The organism is Pseudomonas putida, assembly GCF_028682395.1.
Taxonomy (GTDB): domain Bacteria; phylum Pseudomonadota; class Gammaproteobacteria; order Pseudomonadales; family Pseudomonadaceae; genus Aquipseudomonas; species Aquipseudomonas putida_AB.
The window spans coordinates 93000-110506 of sequence record NZ_JANHLC010000010.1 but is presented as its reverse complement, the minus strand read 5'-3'; the positions used below and the strand labels follow the sequence as shown (position 1 = coordinate 110506).

The following is a 17507-nucleotide window of genomic DNA, read 5'->3' as shown; positions in this document are numbered from 1 at the left end:
GCCAAATACAAAAAGCCCGCTACGCCTCAACGGAGAAACAGGCTTTGCCTATCAACCGCAAGTGCAGTGGTTAGAACGCCGAACGCAGCGGCCCGCAAGCAAACTGCCGAGTAGATTCGCTTACAGGGCGCTCTCATTGAACAGCCGATGCCAGATGCTATGGCCGCTGTCGGTGTAGCCCAGGTGAGTCAGGCCGGCCCGCTGGCTGAGCCGGATGCCGGCCGGGCTTTCCAGCTTCGGATTGTCGGCGATGAGCATCATGCCCACGGGGGCCTGGGGTTCATCGGCATAGGCCAGTGCCAACTGCTCATGGGTGCAGGCAAACATCCGTGGTGCCAGGCCGATAGTGCGGCAGTCCGGACGGATAAAGGTCCGGTAGTACCAGTACGAAGCACCGTTGCCCCCAAAACCGGCGCTGTGCACCGAGCTGACGCCGGCAATCCGTCCGCCTTCGTCAATGGCCACGCAGGCCACCTCGAATGTTCGCCGCCACGCCTCCAGGGGGTCCGCAAGTGCGCCGTTCTCAAGCCAGAAGGCAATAAGATGGCTGCGCAGCGCCGTGCTGGTGTGCTCCCGAACCCAGTGAATCCGATGATTTTTAAAGGTGCTGATAGCGGGCACGACAACGTTCCCCTTGCTGGGTCTGGATGGTGTGGATCAAGGATTCGCGGCAAGCGCAGTCGGCCGTCGTGCATCAACCGCTCGCACCTCAGGCTCGAGAGGCCGATCAAGTGTTGTTGGCTTGCGCCCGGTACGTCGCCAGGCATGCCTGCCCCTACCGCAGCCATTGCGCGGCGATCACCGTAGCAGGGCGCCCCCCCCTGCCGAGAGGCAGCGCTGCACTGGCATTTGACGCCAAGGCCGCGGTCAATGGATATCACTGAAAACAGGTAATTTGCCGACTGTTCTGGCGGATGACAGCGCTCTTTAGCCGGGCCCGCGCGCCCTGTTTAATCGAGGAATTACCTGTTTCTGGTGATGGCGGGGCGCCATGTATCCGTGACAGACTTTGACCCCGGCTTCCTGAGTATTGCCTGCCCCATGTCCAGCCCCAATCCCGTCTTTGAAGATAACGCCCTTCCAGCCCCGGTGCTGGTGGTCGAGGACGACCCGCTGATGAGACAGCGCCTGGCCAGCGTGTTGGCCAGCCTTGGCTATGCCCCCGAAGCCATCACGTTTTCCACCTGCCTGGGCGAAGCCCGTGCCTTTATCGACAGTGCACCGGTGGCCATGGCGCTGGTGGACCTCGGCCTGCCGGACGGCAATGGCATCGAGCTAATCGAAGAGCTCCGCGAGCAGGATCCGTCACTATTGATTCTGGTGATTTCGGCCTGGAGCACCGAAGCGGCTATTCTTGGCGCATTGCGCGCCGGCGCTACCGGCTATGTGCTCAAGGAGCGGGACGATCTGGAAGTGTCGCTATCGATTCGCAGTGTGCTGCGTGGCGGCGCGCCGATCGATCCGTTCGTTGCCCGGCGCATTTTGCAGCTGCTACCCCCGGCCAGCGTTCCCCAGCCCGAGGAACTGGCCAAACCGGTCGAAGCCGGCGGGCTGAGTGCCCGTGAACACGAGATCCTAGAACTGGTTTCCCAAGGCATGACTAACCGGGAAATCGCCGAGCAGCTGTTTATCTCTCGATACACCGTCGAATGCCATATCAAGCGTATCTATCGCAAGTTAGCCGTTTCTTCACGTACCCGCGCCGTCAACGAGGCGCGCCAGCGTGGCTTGCTGTCCTGACCCTGCTGTTTTTCGTCCTCGCCAGTTCGCCCGCCCGGTCCCAGGATTGCCAACCGCGGATCGACGGTGTGTGGCGCTCGCAGGCACCGAGTGAAGCCCAGTCTCCGCCCACCGATGGCTGGGAGCGCGTCACCCTGCCCGACCTCTGGCACAGCCACGGGACCGGGTTCACCGGCCCACTCTGGTATCGGGTCAACTGGCGCAACGACTGCCGCGACGGCCCTATAGCCCTCAACATCGATCGGATGGTGATGGCCGGGCAGCTCTTCCTGAATGGCAGCCTGTTCTGGCAGGACGAATCGCTGTCCGCCCCCCTGTCGCGCAGCTGGAACACCCCGCGTTATTGGCTGCTACCCGACTCAATGCTGAGTAGCGAGAACACCCTGCTGATACGCCTGGTATCCGCCGAGCATCCGGGCCCGGGACTCGGCACGCTAAAGCTGGGCAGTCCCGAACAACTGCTGCCGGAGTACCAAAAACAGTGGTGGCAACAGCGCGAGCTGTTTTCCATCAACATGACCATTTCCCTGATCATGAGCGGGCTGTTTTTCGTACTCTGGTTGCTGCGCCGCAAAGAGCAGGCGTTTGGCTGGTTTGCCCTGGCTTCACTGCTGTGGTCACTGATCATCAGCAATGTTCTGGTGGAATCGTCCTGGCCGTTCGAGCGGGGAGCGACCTGGGATCGCCTGAGCCTTTCCGCTGGCGTTCTATATGCCTGCGCGTTTTGCATGTTTACCTGGAGCTTTGGCGGCATGCACTTCCCGCGGCTGCAGCGTGTTCTCTGGGGCGGCTCGGCGCTGGTCTGCGTGATTGCCTGGTGGATGCCCGAGCAATCGCTGTTCGCGCTGCAGATCGTCTCTGCCTTTATTTACTGGTTTATCTTCAGCGGCTGCTGCGTGCAATTTCTGTTCAATGCCTGGCGCACCCGCCTGCCAGATCATCTGGTGCTCGCGTTCTGCCTGCTGGCCTTTCTGTTTATCAGCGGCTACGACATGCTGACCTACCTGGGACTGACCAGCAGCGATCACGACTTCCGGCCGCTGTCCGCACCACTGATGTCGATCTGCATGTTTTTGATCGTCGCCTGGCGTTTTGCTGGCAGCCTGCGGCGTATCGAGGCCTTCAATGGTGAGTTGCTCGAAGCCGTGCGCAATGCCCGCGGCGAACTGGAGCAGACGCTCAAGCGCGAGCACCTGTTGGAGATCGACAACGTCCGCCTCAACGAGCGCCTGCTCCTGACCCATGACCTGCACGACAGCCTGGGCAGCTCGCTGATGAGCTCGATTATTCTGACCGAGCACTCCAATAACCTCAGGCAACCGCAGTTTCTCTCGATGCTCAGGTCCTTACGCGACGACCTGCGCCATGTCATTGACGGCACCTCATCGGCCGGGCCTTTGGACGAAGACCCACCGACCGAGTGGATCGCCCCCTTGCGGCGCCGCTTTGTGGTGCTGTTCGACCGGCTGGGCCTGGCCTCGAGCTGGAACATGCCGGCACATTGGCCCCTGCCCCTGAACACCTCTCAACGCCTGGCGCTGCTGCGCTTCGTCGAGGAAGCACTGACTAACGCGATCAAGCACAGCGGGGCCAACCAGCTCAGTATCGAGATGCAGGCCCTGGCCGATGGCGGGATGAGCCTGTGCATCATCGACAATGGCCGGGGGTTCGATGTGGCCGGCGCCATGACCGACCATTCCGGGATTGGTATGCGTAGCATGCACGCACGCATCAGCCGTATCGGCGGGCAGTTGCAGATCGAGTCCCGCTCGGGGGCGACCGTCCTGACGGTGAATTTGGCGGCCGGGGCCTAGGTTCCGGAGTCAAAGGTCCAGCCTCCAGCCGCCACTCTCTTAAGAGTGCTGTACCGGCGGCCTACAAGTGCTGGAATAATCCCTTTCTAAAGCCAGAGAAAATTCAACGCCAGCCGCGCCAAGCCATTGCAAATTACTCATGCAACATCCGCACGCATACGCTAGTCTCATGCGGTTTTGGCGGCTGGTCGATTGACGGCGATGTCATTATGACACTAAGGTCGCCAGCTATAAGCAGGAGCACTGACAGACGTGTTTGTCGGTCATTTTGCGCAATGGATCATATGGAGTTGGAATGCGCGGGGCACTTTTACGCAGCGGTACGAGCGGGTCATTCACAGCCCTGGGCGAGACAGGTCAACCGGTCTACCGGGCAGCCTTGCAATTGCGCGAAGCCATTCGCCGCAAGAACCCCGAGATGGTCGACCATCTGGCCATCCCTCAGAGCGATGAGCTGGGCAACCAGATCGACTGGTACAGCGGCCTCGACGGCGATGTGATCCCGTGGAGCAGCGCGACCGAAGAAGAGCGCGCGCCCGCCCGGCGCCAACTGGAAGCGCTCAAGACCGCGCTCGACGACCTGAGCCAGCGTTTCCTGGGCAATGATCCCAGCGAACAGCAGCAAGGCGACAAGGCCGTGTTCGGCAAGTTGCTCAAGCGCGTGATCCATTTCCCCGACGAAAACTTCGTCTACTTGGTGCAAGGCAAGCCGGTCCTGACCTTCTGGGGCTTCGAGCACGCCGGTGCCGACCGCAATCGCGACCCGCTGCGCTGCCTCTACCAGGTGCCCCCCGTACTGACACCCCCTCCCGTGGTCGAGACTGCCCCCGTGGCGGCGACGCCCGTCGTGCCAGTGGCGGCGCCTCGTCCGTGGTGGCGGCGCTGGTGGTGGCTGTTGCTGCTGCCGTTCCTGTTGCTGCTGTTGTGGCTGCTGCTCGGCCTGCGCGGTTGCGTCCCGATCCCGCCATTGACCGTCGACCTGCTGCCCAACGGCATCCTGCCGGTGCATAACGCCCAGGATGAACCACGACTGAGCGGCACTGGCACAAGCCTGAACGGCCTTGACGTGACAGGCAGCGCTAGCGGCCTGAGCACGGGTAACGGCAGCGCTCCCGGGCTCGACAATCCGCCGGACGGCGCCCAGGGCGTCGAAGCGCCGCCCCTGGATGAGAACAAAGCTGATGCCGCGCCGGCCGATCCGGCCAAGGATCCAGCGGCCGATTTGCCGGTGCCGCCGCCCGAAAACAAGGCCGCACCGCCGGATGTCACGACGCCCGACGCCGAAAAAGCCGCCGCAGCCAAACCCGGCCCGGCCCTGAGCATCCCGCCGGATGCCGCTGACGGCGCCGCCAAGTTCCTCGACGGCCAGTACCGCGCCGGTGCCGGCATCCAGGATCGCCGGACCGGCAAGCCATTGCGCCTGGAATACCAGTTCAAGGACGGTAAAGGCGAAGTCACCGTGCACCAGGCCGACGGCTCCAAATGCAGCGGCCCGGTGAGCGCCGCCATGAAGGGCGGCAGCCTGGCCATCGACAGCCAGGGCCAGGCCGTGTGCGGCGATGGCAGCACCTACGACATGCCCAAGGTCAACTGCCGCAACGGGGCGACGACGGTCGCGGACTGCACCGGCGGTTACGGAAAAGATCAATTCCCCATGTCCATGCGCCAGATGGGCGAATAAACACGGAATAACCCGACATGTTGCCTGAAGTCACCCAATTCGAAGATACCGTCACGCTCGTCAGCGACACCGGTATCCAGTTCATGGATTTCGCTCTGCGCCTGGATCCTCGCAAGGAACCGGCGGGCGAGTTCGCCCCGATGGCCGGCGGGCAGATCTGCCGCCTGGTCTACAACGAAGAGAAAGATTTCTACTTCTACGAGCCCGAGCCGGAAAAGGTCGAGAAAGCCAAGCCGGTGCTGAGCATCGACATGAAAAGCAGCCTCGAACTGTTCGACGGTATCTGGCTGCCGACCCCGTTTTTCCGCTTTATGCCGCCCTACCGCTTCGATGAAGGCCCGACCAACTGGTCGCGCATGCGCCTGGTCAAGTTGCCGGCCCCTGATATCGACGGCAACACCCACCGCCTGACCATGGCGTTCGACAGCCGTGTGATGCCCAAGCGTGATGGCACCACCTACCTGGCGCCGAACGAGGAAGACATCAGTTCCGGCGTGTCCTTCAAGCTCGCGACCAAGGCCCGCGAAACCCGCTGGTTCCTGGCCCAGCCGTGGGTCAACGAGTGGCTGCTGGAAGTGTTCAACGAAGGCTATGCCCATCGCTCACGCGAAGAGCTGGACATTGATATTCGCGCCGACCATCACCAGGCCCACTACCTCAACCTGCTGAGCCTGTTGAGCAAACCGTCAACGGCGCAGCAGTCGACGGCCCGGGCGAAGGTCGACATCCCCGAACTCAAAGTGGTCGCCAACGACAGCAATGGCCTGGTCAAGCCGATTCCTGTGGACCTGGTGCTGGACGTCGGCAACTCACGCACCTGCGGCATCCTGATCGAAAACCATGGCCAGGCCGGCTCCGGCTTGAAGCAGAACTATGTGCTCGAACTGCGCGACCTGATCACCCCCGAACACACCTACAACCAACCATTCGAAAGCCGTGTGGAGTTTGCCCAGGCCTACTTCGGTAAGGACCACTGCTCGGTCAAGAGCGGCCGGCACGATGCCTTCCAGTGGGCGACGATCGCCCGCGTCGGCAATGAAGCCGGCCGCCTGGCCAGTCGCCGCCGCGGCACGGAGGGCTCCACCGGGCTGTCCAGTCCGAAGCGTTATCTGTGGGATGAAAATGCCTACGGCCACGGCTGGCGCTTCAACTGCTCGTACATCAAGACCGACAACGAGCCGTATGCCACCGCCGCGCCATTTTCGCACCTGATCAACGAAACCGGCGAGGCCCTGTACAGCCTCGATGAAGACGAACGCCTGCCGGTGTTTATGCCGCGCTACTCGCGCAGCTCGCTGATGACCTTCATGCTCGCCGAAGTCCTGGCCCAGGCGCTGTCGCAAATCAACAGCCCGGCCCAACGCTCGCGCCAGGGCCACACCCGCGTGCCGCGCCAACTCAACAGCATCACCCTGACCGTGCCACCAGGTATGCCCCAGGCCGAGCGCAGCATCCTCAACGAACGCATGCTGCAAGCCATCGGCCTGGTGTGGAAAAGCCTCGGTTGGCACGCCGGCGAGGAAGACCCGCACAAGGAACAGCAGGTCAGCCCACGCACGCCGATCCCGAGCATTCGGGTGGAATGGGACGAAGCATCCTGCGGCCAGTTGGTCTACCTGTACACCGAGGTCAATGAGAACTTCGCCGGTCACCCGGAAGAGTTTTTCGACACTCTGGCCCGGCCGGACAAGACCGACCGTGAGCGCGTCACCCTGGCGACCATCGACATCGGCGGCGGCACCACCGACCTGGTGATTACCGACTACCGCCTGGATCGCGCCGGCAATACCGGCAGCGGCAGCAACGTGCACATCGTGCCCGAACAGCGCTTTCGCGATGGGTTCAAGGTGGCCGGCGACGATATCCTGCTGGACGTGATCCAGGCCTTTATCCTGCCAAGCTTTGAACAGGCCCTGCAGAACGCCGGGGTGAAAGCCCCGGATTCGCTGATGTCGCGACTGTGCGGCGATGAGTCGATCAGTGCCCAGGACATGATCCTGCGCCAGCAACTGAACCTGCAGGTGTTTTCCCCGCTGGGCCTGGCGTTGCTCAAGGCATACGAGCACTACGACCCACAGGTTCCCCAGGAGGTCACGCCGCAAAGCTACCGCGACCTGCTCGGGCCCACCGCGATCAGCCAGACCGTACAGGACTACGTCAATGCCGCCGTGCGCCGCGATGTCGGTGGCCAAAGCGATTTCAGCCTGTACGACGCGTCGATCAGTTTCGACCTGCAAAAGCTCCACGCGGCGTTCCTCAACGACAAAATCAACATCACCAAGATTCTCGGGGCGCTCTGTGAAGTGGTTGCGCACTACCCCTGCGACGTCCTGCTCCTGACCGGCCGCCCTTCGCGCCTGCCCGGCATCCAGGCGTTTATCCGCAAGGTGCTGCCGCTGCCGCCGGGACGCATCCTGGCGTTGCAGAACTACCGCACCGGCGGCTGGTACCCGTTCCACAAAAATGGCCGGATCGACGACCCCAAGAGCACCGCCTCGGTGGGCGCGATGCTTTGTCTGCTGTGCGCCAACCACAGCGTGCCGAACTTCTACTTCCGTTCTTCGGCGCTCAAGCCGTACTCGACGGTCAAGCACATCGGCATCATCGACCTGAACAACGTCATCAAAGACTCCGATGTGCTGTACCGCGACATCCAGTCCGAAGACAACAAAATCAAGCTGCCAGAAATCGGCGTCGGCGATGAGGCCGACACGCCACAACTGGAAATGCGCGGCGACCTGCGCCTGGGCTTTCGCCAGTTGGCGGCACAACGCTGGGCGGCCTCGCCGCTCTACACCCTGCGGTTCACCCAGGGCGGGCGAGACAAGTTTTCCCGCGCCACCACCGCAGACGGCAGTGTGCCTTTGCTCAAGGTGCGATTCGAAGTCAAGTCGGCGGACCAGTACACCAGCAAGCAGGCCCTGGTCAGCGACCGTCTCTTGGTGCGTAACATCGAATCCAACAGCAACAACGTCAGCTTTAACCCGCGCAGCGACCTCGAACTGGAACTCAACACCATGCTCGATGCCGGCCTGAGCGAGACCAAGTACTGGCTCGACAGTGGAAGTGTGAAACTCAAATGAATGACCTGACCCCCGAACAACGTCAGCTTTCAGCCAGTTGGACTGCGGTGTATCAAGGTGCCGGGCAGGCGCTCGACTGGATTGGCCAGACGCGCGTCAATGCCCCGCGCCTGGACAGCGAAGCCGACAACCTGAACATTCGCCTGCACCGTGCCCGCAACCTGGCGCACACCCTGGGTCGCGTGGCCTGCACGCCGATGACCATCGGCTTTTTCGGCCTGTCCCAGGCCGGCAAGTCCTACCTGATCTCAGCCCTCGCCGCCGGTGAAAACGGCAAGCTGGAAACCAGCTTCGGTGGCCAGCGCCTGGACTTTATCAAGCACATCAACCCGGTGGGTGGCGGCAAGGAAGCCACCGGCCTGGTGACGCGCTTCAGTCGACGTGCCACGCCGAGCCAGGACGACAATTTTCCGGTCGAGCTCAGCCTGTTCAAGGAAATCGAGCTGGCGAAGATTCTCGCCAACTCCTGGTTCAAGGACTTCGACCTTGAACGTATTTCCTACGAGATCGATGAAGAACGCATCCAGCGGGTGCTCAAGCCATTCGAAGGCCGTGAAAACGGCCCGGTTCAGGTCGGCGTCAACGCCGACGACCTGGTCTCGCTGTGGGACTACCTGCGCGACAACTTCCGCAACTCGGTGAAAAAGCTTGAACACCTGTACTGGCCCAAGGCGTTGCAACTGGCGCCACGGCTGAACTACCAGGAACGGGCCGAGCTGTTCTCGATCCTCTGGGGCGAACAGGGCGAGCTGACGCGCGTCTACCAGCAACTGGCTCGCGCTCTGCACACCCTGGGCCTGCCCGAAACCGTGTTTGCACCGCTCAAAGCCCTGGTGACGTTCGAGAACGACACCTACAGCCAGCGCGACAGCATCATGAACGTCGACATTCTCGAGCGTTTTGGCAGCCCGCGGGACTTGCCGATCGAGGTGCGACCGCTGGTCGACGGGCGCCTGCAAAACAGCCAGTCGATTACCGTGGCGCAGTTGGCGGCCCTGACCGCCGAAATGACCTTTCGCCTGATCGAAGCGCCCGTCGACGACATCGTCAACCAGGTCGACCTGCTCGACTTCCCCGGTTATCGCGGACGTAAGAAACTGCACGAGATCGCCGACTCCAACGATCCGCAGTCGAGCACCAAGGACAACTCCGTTTCGCAGCTGATCCTGCGTGGCAAGGTCGCCTATCTGTTCGAGCGTTACACCGACAACCAGGAAATGAACGCCCTGGTGGTGTGCACCGGCTCGACCAAACAGAGCGACGTCAACGACGTGGGCCCGGTCCTGACCCGTTGGATCGAAAAGACCCAGGGCGCCGACTCGGCGGCGCGCAGCAAGCGGGAAATCGGCCTGATCTGGGCCCTGACCATGCTCGACCTGCGCATCACCAACTCCCTGAGCCTGACCCCTGACCAGTACGACGAGAGCTGGAACGGCATGGTCAAGCTGACCATGCTGGAGCGCTTCGGCAGCCTGAGCTGGATGAACGACTGGGCCGGCACGCCGTTCCAGAACACCTTCCTGGTACGCAAGCCGCGCATGGACGCGGCGTTTATCGCCCAGGACGCCAGCGGTGCCGAGACCGGCATCAATCCCAACTACCAGGAACGGATCAACGGCCTGGGCAGCACCTTCGCCAGCAACGCCCTGGTGTGCAAGCACATCAAGAACCCGGCCGATGCCTGGGCCCACATGCTGCGCAACGACGACGGCGGCATCAGCCACTTCAGCGGCAGTTTCCAGGGCGTGGCCAATATCGAGTTCAAGCTGCAGCGTATTCGCGAGCAATTGGGCGAATGCCTCGAAGGCCTGACCACCCATGGCCTGAGCACCTGGTACCACGCCGACGGTGAGGGTGCCGCAGCGGCCAAGAAAGCCCAGGCGCAGATGATCCTGACCGGCCTGGGGCGACGTCCCGCGGTACTTGGCGAACTGATCGATCAACTCGACATGCCCAGCGAAGAGGTGCGCGACCTGTACCTCAGCGGCGCTTACGAAACCGATGATGACGAGTCCGGCGACAGCGCCGAACTGGAGGCCTCGACCCCGAGCCAAAGCCTGTACGGCAACGATGCCGGCTTCGACTTCGACTTTGGCGACGACGTCGGCCAGGACAGCGCACCGGCCAGCAGCCCGACCAGCGCAGCGGCACCGGAGCTGCAAAGCAACGAACACCGCTTCGCCAAGGCCGCCTTCAAGGCCTGGATCGCCCACCTGCGCGAGCTGACCAACCGCCAAAGCCTGCTCAACCTGCTGGGGCTGGAAAAGGCCTTGCTCGAAGCGGTGGTCGACGAACTGATTACCGCCGGCTATCGCCAGGACCTGCCCGGACAACTGAGCCGCGCGGTCCTCAAGCGTGCGCAAAGCGGCGCCCGTCGCGACCAACTGGTCGAGCGCCAAGTCCTGGAAGTGCAGCGGGTGCTGCGCGACTTCGTGTCCTGGTTCGGCTATATCCAGAAGCCGGTGAGCGAGCGCCCGAACGGCCGTACAGGGGCCAAGGCGCCACTGTTCTCGTTCTACACCGATATCGGCCCCGGCCAGGTGCCCGAGCTGCCCGCGCAGCCGGCGAACCAGGCGCAGCTGTTTCTCGGTGACTGGCTCTCGGGCCTGGCCTACATCACCCTGGACAATGCCGGCCATGGCGCCGGTCGTGAAATCACCCCTGAACAGAACGAACGGCTGGGCCATGTGCTCACCGCCTTCGCAGCGAGATAAGCAATGCCAATTCGTGTCGACCTACTCGCGTTAGAGCCCAATGTACCGGGCCAGGCCCGCCTTACCGTAAAGAAATGGCAGGGTGGCGAGGAGCACCTGGAGTTTTCCATCCAGCGTAACCAGGACAATTTTTACCTTCAGGACCAGCAGGCCTGGAGCAGCAACCCCTTCTGGTTCAAGGTCTCGCGCTTCGACGTGACCGCCAGCGGTGACGGCCTGCAAGCCCAGGTCGGGCCGGAAGTGGTCGACCCGCTGCTCGAAGGCAGTGCCAACTCGCAGTTCCAGATCGAACTGCGCGAGCAAAGCCTGGGCTATGCCGACAAGGGTGTAGTGCGTCCGGGAGTCGGCCTGCTGCCATCCACCGCCGGTGGCCAGACACGCTCTAGCTACGACGGCGCCGAACTGGCGACGCCAAGCGCGCCGGTCGTTGAAATCCCGGCCGTGCCGGAGTTGCCGGAACTGAGCTTCTCCATGGCCGAGACGGAAGTCGAGCCGGAATCGATGCACGCCGAACCGGCCTACACCCCGCCTCCTGCGCCGGTGAAGAAAAGCCACAAAGGCCTGATCGGCCTGCTGATCGTCGTGCTGCTCCTGCTCGCAGCGGGTCTCGGCTTCTGGTTCTTCACCCGCACCCCGGCAGCGAGCCCGGCACCTACGCCAGCGCCCGCCGCAGCCAGTGCCGATACCCAAGCCTGCACCCTGGAAAGCATGAACAGCCTGCCCGAACTGGCCTTCGTCCAGGCCTGCATCAAGGCCTCGCCCGACAGCGCCCAGTTGCTGGAAATCATCAACCAGGCCAAGGCCGGCAAGCACTGCGGCGTTGCCCAGCGCCTGTACGCCAACCGCGCCCAGGCCGGAGACGTGCTGATCGCCAAGGCCTATGCTCGCGAGTACGACCCCAAGTTCCTCCAGGCCAGCGAGTGCTTCCCGGTCGCGGACAACGCCACGGCGGCTTACTGGTATGAAACCATCCTGGCCCAGGACCCGGGCAACACCGAAGCCCAAGAGCGTCTAGAGGAGTTGCAGAAGTGATGCGTTTGTCCCTGAACCGCTCCCTGCTGAGTGCCGCCGCGTTGCTGGCGCTGTGCGCCAGCCCACTGGCCCTGGCCGCTGACAAGCCGCTGATCCAGGAGGGCAAGAAGACCCTGTTCCAGCGCGTACTGACCACCCCGGGCTGCGCCCTGAGCCCGACGGCGGGCGGCGCACCAGGCGAGGCCCAGCCGGTCTTCAGCCGCTTTTACGTCTACGAGCGCGCGCAGGCCGCTAACGCCGAGTGGCTCAAAGTCGGTCCCGACAGCTATGGCAAGACCATTGGCTGGCTGCCGGCCAACTGCACCACCGACTGGAAGATGCAACTGACCCTGGCCTTTACCAACCCGGCCAACCGCGACCGCCTGTTGTTCTTCAAGGACCGCGCCACCGTCGAGGGCATCCTCGATGCATCGGACCCGGTCAGCAAGGTCGCGCCCCTGCGCGCCACGCTGAAAAAGGGCCAGCAGGCTCCAGGCGTACTGGCCGAAGAGCCCAAGTATTTCGTCGACCTGCACAAGCAGTTCTACCTGCTACCGGTGCTCAGCGGCGAAGAAGTCATGACCGAAAGCGGTTTCCGCACGCGCCTGCTCAACGTCGCGTCGGTCAGCAAAGCCGATGACAAAACCGCCCAGGGCGGCGCCTCCAGCGGCGCCGCTGCCGGCAGCAAGGACGCCGAAGACAAAGCCAGCAGCCAGTTGAAGGAATTCAGCGCGGCGGTGGTGTTCGTCATCGACTCGACGATCTCCATGGACCCTTATATCGACCGCACCCGCGAGGCGATCCGCAAGGTCTACCAGCAGATCGAAGCGCAGCACCTGGGCAAGCAGGTCAAGTTCGGCCTGGTCGCCTTCCGCTCCAACACCCAGGCGGTGCCGGGGCTCGAATACACCACCAAGATGTATGCCGACCCGACCCAGGTAAAAGACAGCGCCGACTTTTTCGCCAAGATCGCCGACCTCAAGCAGGCGACCGTGTCGAGCAGCAGCTTCAACGAAGACGCGTTTGCCGGGGTCATGGACAGTATCGACAAGGTCGACTGGAGCCGTTTCGGCGCCCGCTACGTGGTGCTGATCACCGACGCCGGGGCCATCGACGGCGACGACAAACTCTCCAAGACCGGCCTGAGCGCCGCGCAAGTGCGCCTCGAAGCCGCCAACCCGGGCGTGGCCATCTATACCCTGCACCTGAAGACACCGGCCGGGATCAAGAACCACGCCAAGGCCGAGGCCCAGTACCAGAACCTGTCGACCTACCCCGGGACCAACACATCGCTGTACTACCCGGTCAATGCCGGTGATGTGAACGAATTCGGGCGCAAGGTCGATGCTCTGGCAATCGCCATCACCTCTCAGGTCAAGGCCGCCTATATGGGCGAAGACGCCATCGGCAGCGCGGCCAACGCCAAGCAGGACCCGGCCGAGAAGAAAATGCTCGCTGACGCGGCGCTGATCGGCCACGCCATGCAACTGGCCTATCTCGGCGAGAAGACCAACAGCAAGGCGCCGCCGGTCTTCAAGGCCTGGATCACCGACCGCGACCTGATCAAGCAGAACATCCCGACCACCGATGTGCGGGTGCTGCTGACCAAGTCCCAGCTCAGCGACCTGAGCGATGTGATGAAGCAGATCCTCGATGCTGCCAACGAAGGCCTGATTTCGCCGACGGAAATGTTCGAACGCCTGCGTTCGGTCGCCGCCACCATGGGCGCCGACCCTAATCAGCTCAAGCAGAAAGGCAACGCCAAGCTGGCCGATATGGGCGTGCTGGGTGAGTACCTCGAAGACCTGCCCTATCAGAGCGAAGTGCTGAACCTGGATGAAGAGACCTGGAAGAGCTGGGATGGCCTGGCGCAGGAGAAATTCATCCGCACCCTGAACACCAAGCTGCGCCATTACCAGCGCTACAACGCCGATGTCGACCGTTGGGTCGCACTGGCCAAGAATAGTGATGCGCGCGACAACGTGTATCCCGTGCCCCTGGAAATGATGCCTTAACGTGCTCGACATCAAGAACCTGCTGGTGCGCCGTGGCGAGGGCGCACTGGCCCATCACGTACGTCTGGGGCAGTTGCAACTGGGCGCCGGTGAAATCATCGCGATTACCGGCGAAAGCGGCAGCGGCAAAAGCACCCTGCTCGAAGCCATCGGCCTGTTGTTGGCGCCGGTGGAACTCGAACGCTTCAGCCTCGGCGCGGCACCGGCGCAGGATATTGCCCGGTTGCTGAGCACTGACGACCAGCCGGCCCTCGCCGCCGTGCGTTCGCGGCACCTGGGTTTTATTCTGCAAAGTGGCGGCCTGCTGCCATTTTTGACGGTACGGGACAACATCAGCCTGCCCCGGCGCTTGCTCGGCATGTCGGCCTGGAGCGCGCACATCGACCACGCCGTCGAGGTCTTGCGCCTGCAGGGCTTGCTGGATAAACAGCCCCAGGCGCTGTCCATCGGCGAACGCCAGCGCGTCGCCTGTGTGCGGGCAATTGCCCACGAACCCTTGTTGCTACTGGCCGACGAACCGACCGCCGCACTCGACCCACACAATGCCCGTCGTTTGTTCGAGTTGCTGCTGAGCCTGGTCGCGAGCATGGGCTTGAGTGCCCTGGTGGTTTCCCATGACTGGGCGCTGCTGAAGGATTTCGGCTTGCCAAGGCTCGGTGCCATCAGCCGTCAGGGAGAGACCTTGTTTGAATCGATGGACTGATCAATTGCGCCTGCTCGGCTCACTGGCGCTGCAGGACCTCTGGCACGACCGCAAGGTCTCGCTGTGCATCGCCGCGTCCCTGGTGGCGGTGATTGCGCCGTTGCTGCTGCTGTTCGGCCTCAAGCACGGGGTGGTCAGCCAGTTGCAGGACGAATTGCTGCGCGACCCGCGCAACCTTGAAGTCAAGATGCTCAGCAATGGCAACTACGACACGGCCTGGATCGAGCAATTACGCCAGCGCCCCGAAACCGGCTTTGCCCTCGGTCAGACCCGCTCGCTCAATACCCAGGCCGACCTGCTGATCGGCATGCAGCGGTTTGTCGAAGGGGCGGAAATCATCGCCACGGCGCCGGGCGATCCGCAATTGGGCCTGGGCCCCCTCACGCCAGTGGGCAATCAGGTGATCCTCAGCGCCCGCGCCGCTCAACGCTTGCAGGCCCAGGTCGGCGACAGCGTGCAACTGCGGGCCTTGCGCCGCCTGGAAGGGGTCAATGAGCGCGGCGAAATGACACTGACGGTCCTGGCGGTGCTCGACGGTGCGCGCTTCGGGCGCCCGGCCGGGTTTGTCGCGCCGGCGTTGCTGCTGGACCTTGAGCGCTTTCGCGATGGCTATCAGGTGCCTGCATTTGCCATCGCCACCGGCAAACCCCAGGGCGACCTGCAGCCGCTGTACGCCCGCGCCCGCGTGTATGCACGCGATATCGACCAGGTCGCACCGCTGGAGCGCTGGCTCAACGAACAACATATCGAGACCTCCAGCCGCCTGGCCGATATCGATAACGTCAAGGCGATCAACCATGTGCTGGGGCTGATCTTCGGCGTGATTGCCGCTGCCGCATTGATCGGCTGCGTCGCGTCGATGGTCGGCGCGTTCCTGGCCAATATCGACCGCAAGCGCAAAAGCCTCGCGGTATTGCGCCTGCTCGGTTTCAAACGCGGCGCGGTCGGCGGTTTCGTGGTGCTGCAGGCACTGCTGCTGAGCCTGGCCGGTTACCTCGGCGGGCTGCTGTTCTATGGCATCGGCAGCCAGGTATTCGACGCCCTGCTCGGTAGCAGCCAGGCCACCGGCACCTTCGTGTGCCACATCACTTTCTGGCACGGCCTTGGCGCCTTGCTCCTGACCTTTGTGGTCGCTGCACTGGTGGCCGTGATCGGCGCCCTGCGAGCCATCAATATCCAACCTGCGGAGAGTCTTCGTGAGCTATAAACGTTTTGGCTTGCTATTGCCCCTGAGCCTTGGCTACCTGCTGGACGCTTCGGCGGCAGGCTGGGAAGAAAAGTACTACAACCCAAGCCCGGACTCCGCCGACGTGGTGCTGCCGATGCCCTGCGAAGGCTCGATGGTGTTTCGCAAGGTCTTTATCCCCGTGGCCGGGCCGCTCGACGACTACCCGATCAACATCGGTCAGGACGGCGCCGAGTACGGCTACGTCGAACAGACACGCCCAGCGTTTATCGCCGGCAGCTTTACCGCCGCCAAGAACGACAAGTCGCGCTACTACCTGATGGCCAAGTACGAGATGAGTCAGCTGCAATATGCCGCGCTGACCGACGCGAACTGCCCGACCGCCGCCACCAAGATGCGCCTGCCGCAAGTGGCCGTGAGCTGGGTGCAGGCCGTCGAGGCCGCCGACAAGTACAACCTGTGGCTGCGCAAGAACGCTGCCGGCAAGTTGCCCAAGGAAGATGGTGCGCAAGGCTTCCTGCGCCTGCCGACTGAAGTCGAGTGGGAGTTCGCCGCGCGCGGTGGCCTGGAAGTCGGTGCCGCCGAATTTCGCGACACGCACTACCCCATGCCGGAGGGGATCAATGCCTACGAATGGTTTGCCGGGGCGCAATCCTCCAACGGCAAACTGCAGCTGACCGGTCTGCAAAAGCCCAACCCCCTGGGCCTGCACGACATGCTCGGTAACGTCGACGAAATGATGTTCGAGCCGTTTCGCCTGAACAAGCTCGATCGCCAGCATGGCCAGGCCGGCGGCTTCGTGGTTCGCGGCGGCAACTACCTGACCACCCAGGCGGACTTGCGCACGGCGCTGCGCAAGGAAGACCCGTACTACAACGCCGACGGCCAGGTGAAGAACAAGACCACCGGCCTGCGCCTGGTCATGGTCTCCCCCACACTCACCTCGCGCGAGCGGGTCGCCAGCATTGAGAGCAGCTGGAAGAAGCTCGGCACCGGCAGCAAGGAAGTCGACTCGGCCGACAAGGGTGCCGTGCAGTCGCTGAACAACCTGGCCTCGGGCGTCGAGGACAAGGCGCTCAAGGAGAAACTCCAGGCCCTGGAAAACCAACTGCGCGCCAGCAACCAGCAGCAGGAAGAAACCCGCGACCAGGCGATTCGCGCCAGCCTCAACCTGGGCGCGTTCCTGTGCACCAAGATGCTCGACGACGGCCAGTACGTGGACTTCCTGCAAAAGAACTACGCGCTCAACTGCGAAAGCGCGGAAAAGGATGCCAGTTGCGACATGCGCAAGGGCAAGCTCGACGAGCAGAAGGATCGACTGCACAAGCTCAGCCGTTACTACGCCAGCAGCCTGGTGGAGTCGGCGACCCTGTACGGCCAGCCGCTGCTTGAAACCCAGGTTCCGGTGATGGAGGAAATCATCACCCGCAACAAGCAGCTGCAAGACCTCAAACCCTATCTGCGCACCCACTGGGCCAATCAGAAAGCGTTCCTGCAAAAGCAGAAGATCGACACTGATGCCTGGCTGGGCCGTTGCAAGGCCGTTACGCAATAGCTATT

General features: G+C 62.9%; 11 protein-coding genes. 10 read left to right on the top strand and 1 reads right to left on the bottom strand.

What is annotated here, in order from left to right:
- Nucleotides 1-120: 120 nt before the first annotated feature.
- Nucleotides 121-621, bottom strand: coding sequence for a hypothetical protein (locus NPS46_RS21105; RefSeq protein ID WP_274110618.1), 501 nt, complete (start codon nucleotides 619-621; stop codon nucleotides 121-123).
- A 420-nt stretch (nucleotides 622-1041) separates the two neighbouring features.
- On the opposite strand from NPS46_RS21105, the gene NPS46_RS21100 reads away from it, so the two are divergent.
- The 10 genes from NPS46_RS21100 (at nucleotide 1042) to NPS46_RS21055 (ending at nucleotide 17502) form a co-directional block, all read left to right on the top strand.
- Nucleotides 1042-1740, top strand: a complete 699-nt coding sequence (locus tag NPS46_RS21100; protein ID WP_274110616.1) for a response regulator transcription factor — start codon at nucleotides 1042-1044, stop codon at nucleotides 1738-1740.
- Nucleotides 1741-1808: 68 nt separating this feature from the next.
- Nucleotides 1809-3554 carry a sensor histidine kinase gene (locus NPS46_RS21095; protein WP_274110614.1) on the top strand — a complete coding sequence of 582 codons (1746 nt, stop codon included), beginning with the start codon at nucleotides 1809-1811 and terminating at the stop codon, nucleotides 3552-3554.
- 295 nt (nucleotides 3555-3849) lie between these two features.
- Nucleotides 3850-5235 (top strand): SrfA family protein, encoded by a 1386-nt coding sequence (locus NPS46_RS21090; RefSeq protein WP_274110612.1) that lies wholly within the window; start codon nucleotides 3850-3852, stop codon nucleotides 5233-5235.
- Between the two features lie 17 nt (nucleotides 5236-5252).
- Nucleotides 5253-8318: a virulence factor SrfB gene (locus tag NPS46_RS21085; protein ID WP_274110610.1), complete on the top strand. Its 3066-nt coding sequence runs from the start codon at nucleotides 5253-5255 to the stop codon at nucleotides 8316-8318.
- A complete protein-coding gene (locus NPS46_RS21080; protein ID WP_274110608.1) occupies nucleotides 8315-11032 on the top strand; it encodes a putative virulence factor in 2718 nt (905 codons plus the stop codon). The genes NPS46_RS21085 and NPS46_RS21080 overlap by 4 nt, the downstream gene beginning before the upstream one ends.
- Before the next feature lie 3 nt (nucleotides 11033-11035).
- Nucleotides 11036-12064, top strand: a complete 1029-nt coding sequence (locus tag NPS46_RS21075; protein WP_274110606.1) for a hypothetical protein — start codon at nucleotides 11036-11038, stop codon at nucleotides 12062-12064.
- Nucleotides 12064-14058: a vWA domain-containing protein gene (locus tag NPS46_RS21070; RefSeq protein ID WP_274110604.1), complete on the top strand. Its 1995-nt coding sequence runs from the start codon at nucleotides 12064-12066 to the stop codon at nucleotides 14056-14058. Before NPS46_RS21075 ends, NPS46_RS21070 begins: the two co-directional genes overlap by 1 nt.
- Nucleotide 14059: 1 nt before the next feature.
- Nucleotides 14060-14761 carry an ABC transporter ATP-binding protein gene (locus tag NPS46_RS21065; RefSeq protein ID WP_274110603.1) on the top strand — a complete coding sequence of 234 codons (702 nt, stop codon included), beginning with the start codon at nucleotides 14060-14062 and terminating at the stop codon, nucleotides 14759-14761.
- The gene (locus NPS46_RS21060; RefSeq protein ID WP_274110601.1) at nucleotides 14745-15968 is read left to right on the top strand and encodes an ABC transporter permease; all 1224 of its coding nucleotides are present in this window, start codon (nucleotides 14745-14747) and stop codon (nucleotides 15966-15968) included. The genes NPS46_RS21065 and NPS46_RS21060 overlap by 17 nt, the downstream gene beginning before the upstream one ends.
- Nucleotides 15958-17502, top strand: a complete 1545-nt coding sequence (locus tag NPS46_RS21055) for a formylglycine-generating enzyme family protein (RefSeq protein ID WP_274110599.1) — start codon at nucleotides 15958-15960, stop codon at nucleotides 17500-17502. The genes NPS46_RS21060 and NPS46_RS21055 overlap by 11 nt, the downstream gene beginning before the upstream one ends.
- Nucleotides 17503-17507 lie beyond the last annotated feature (5 nt).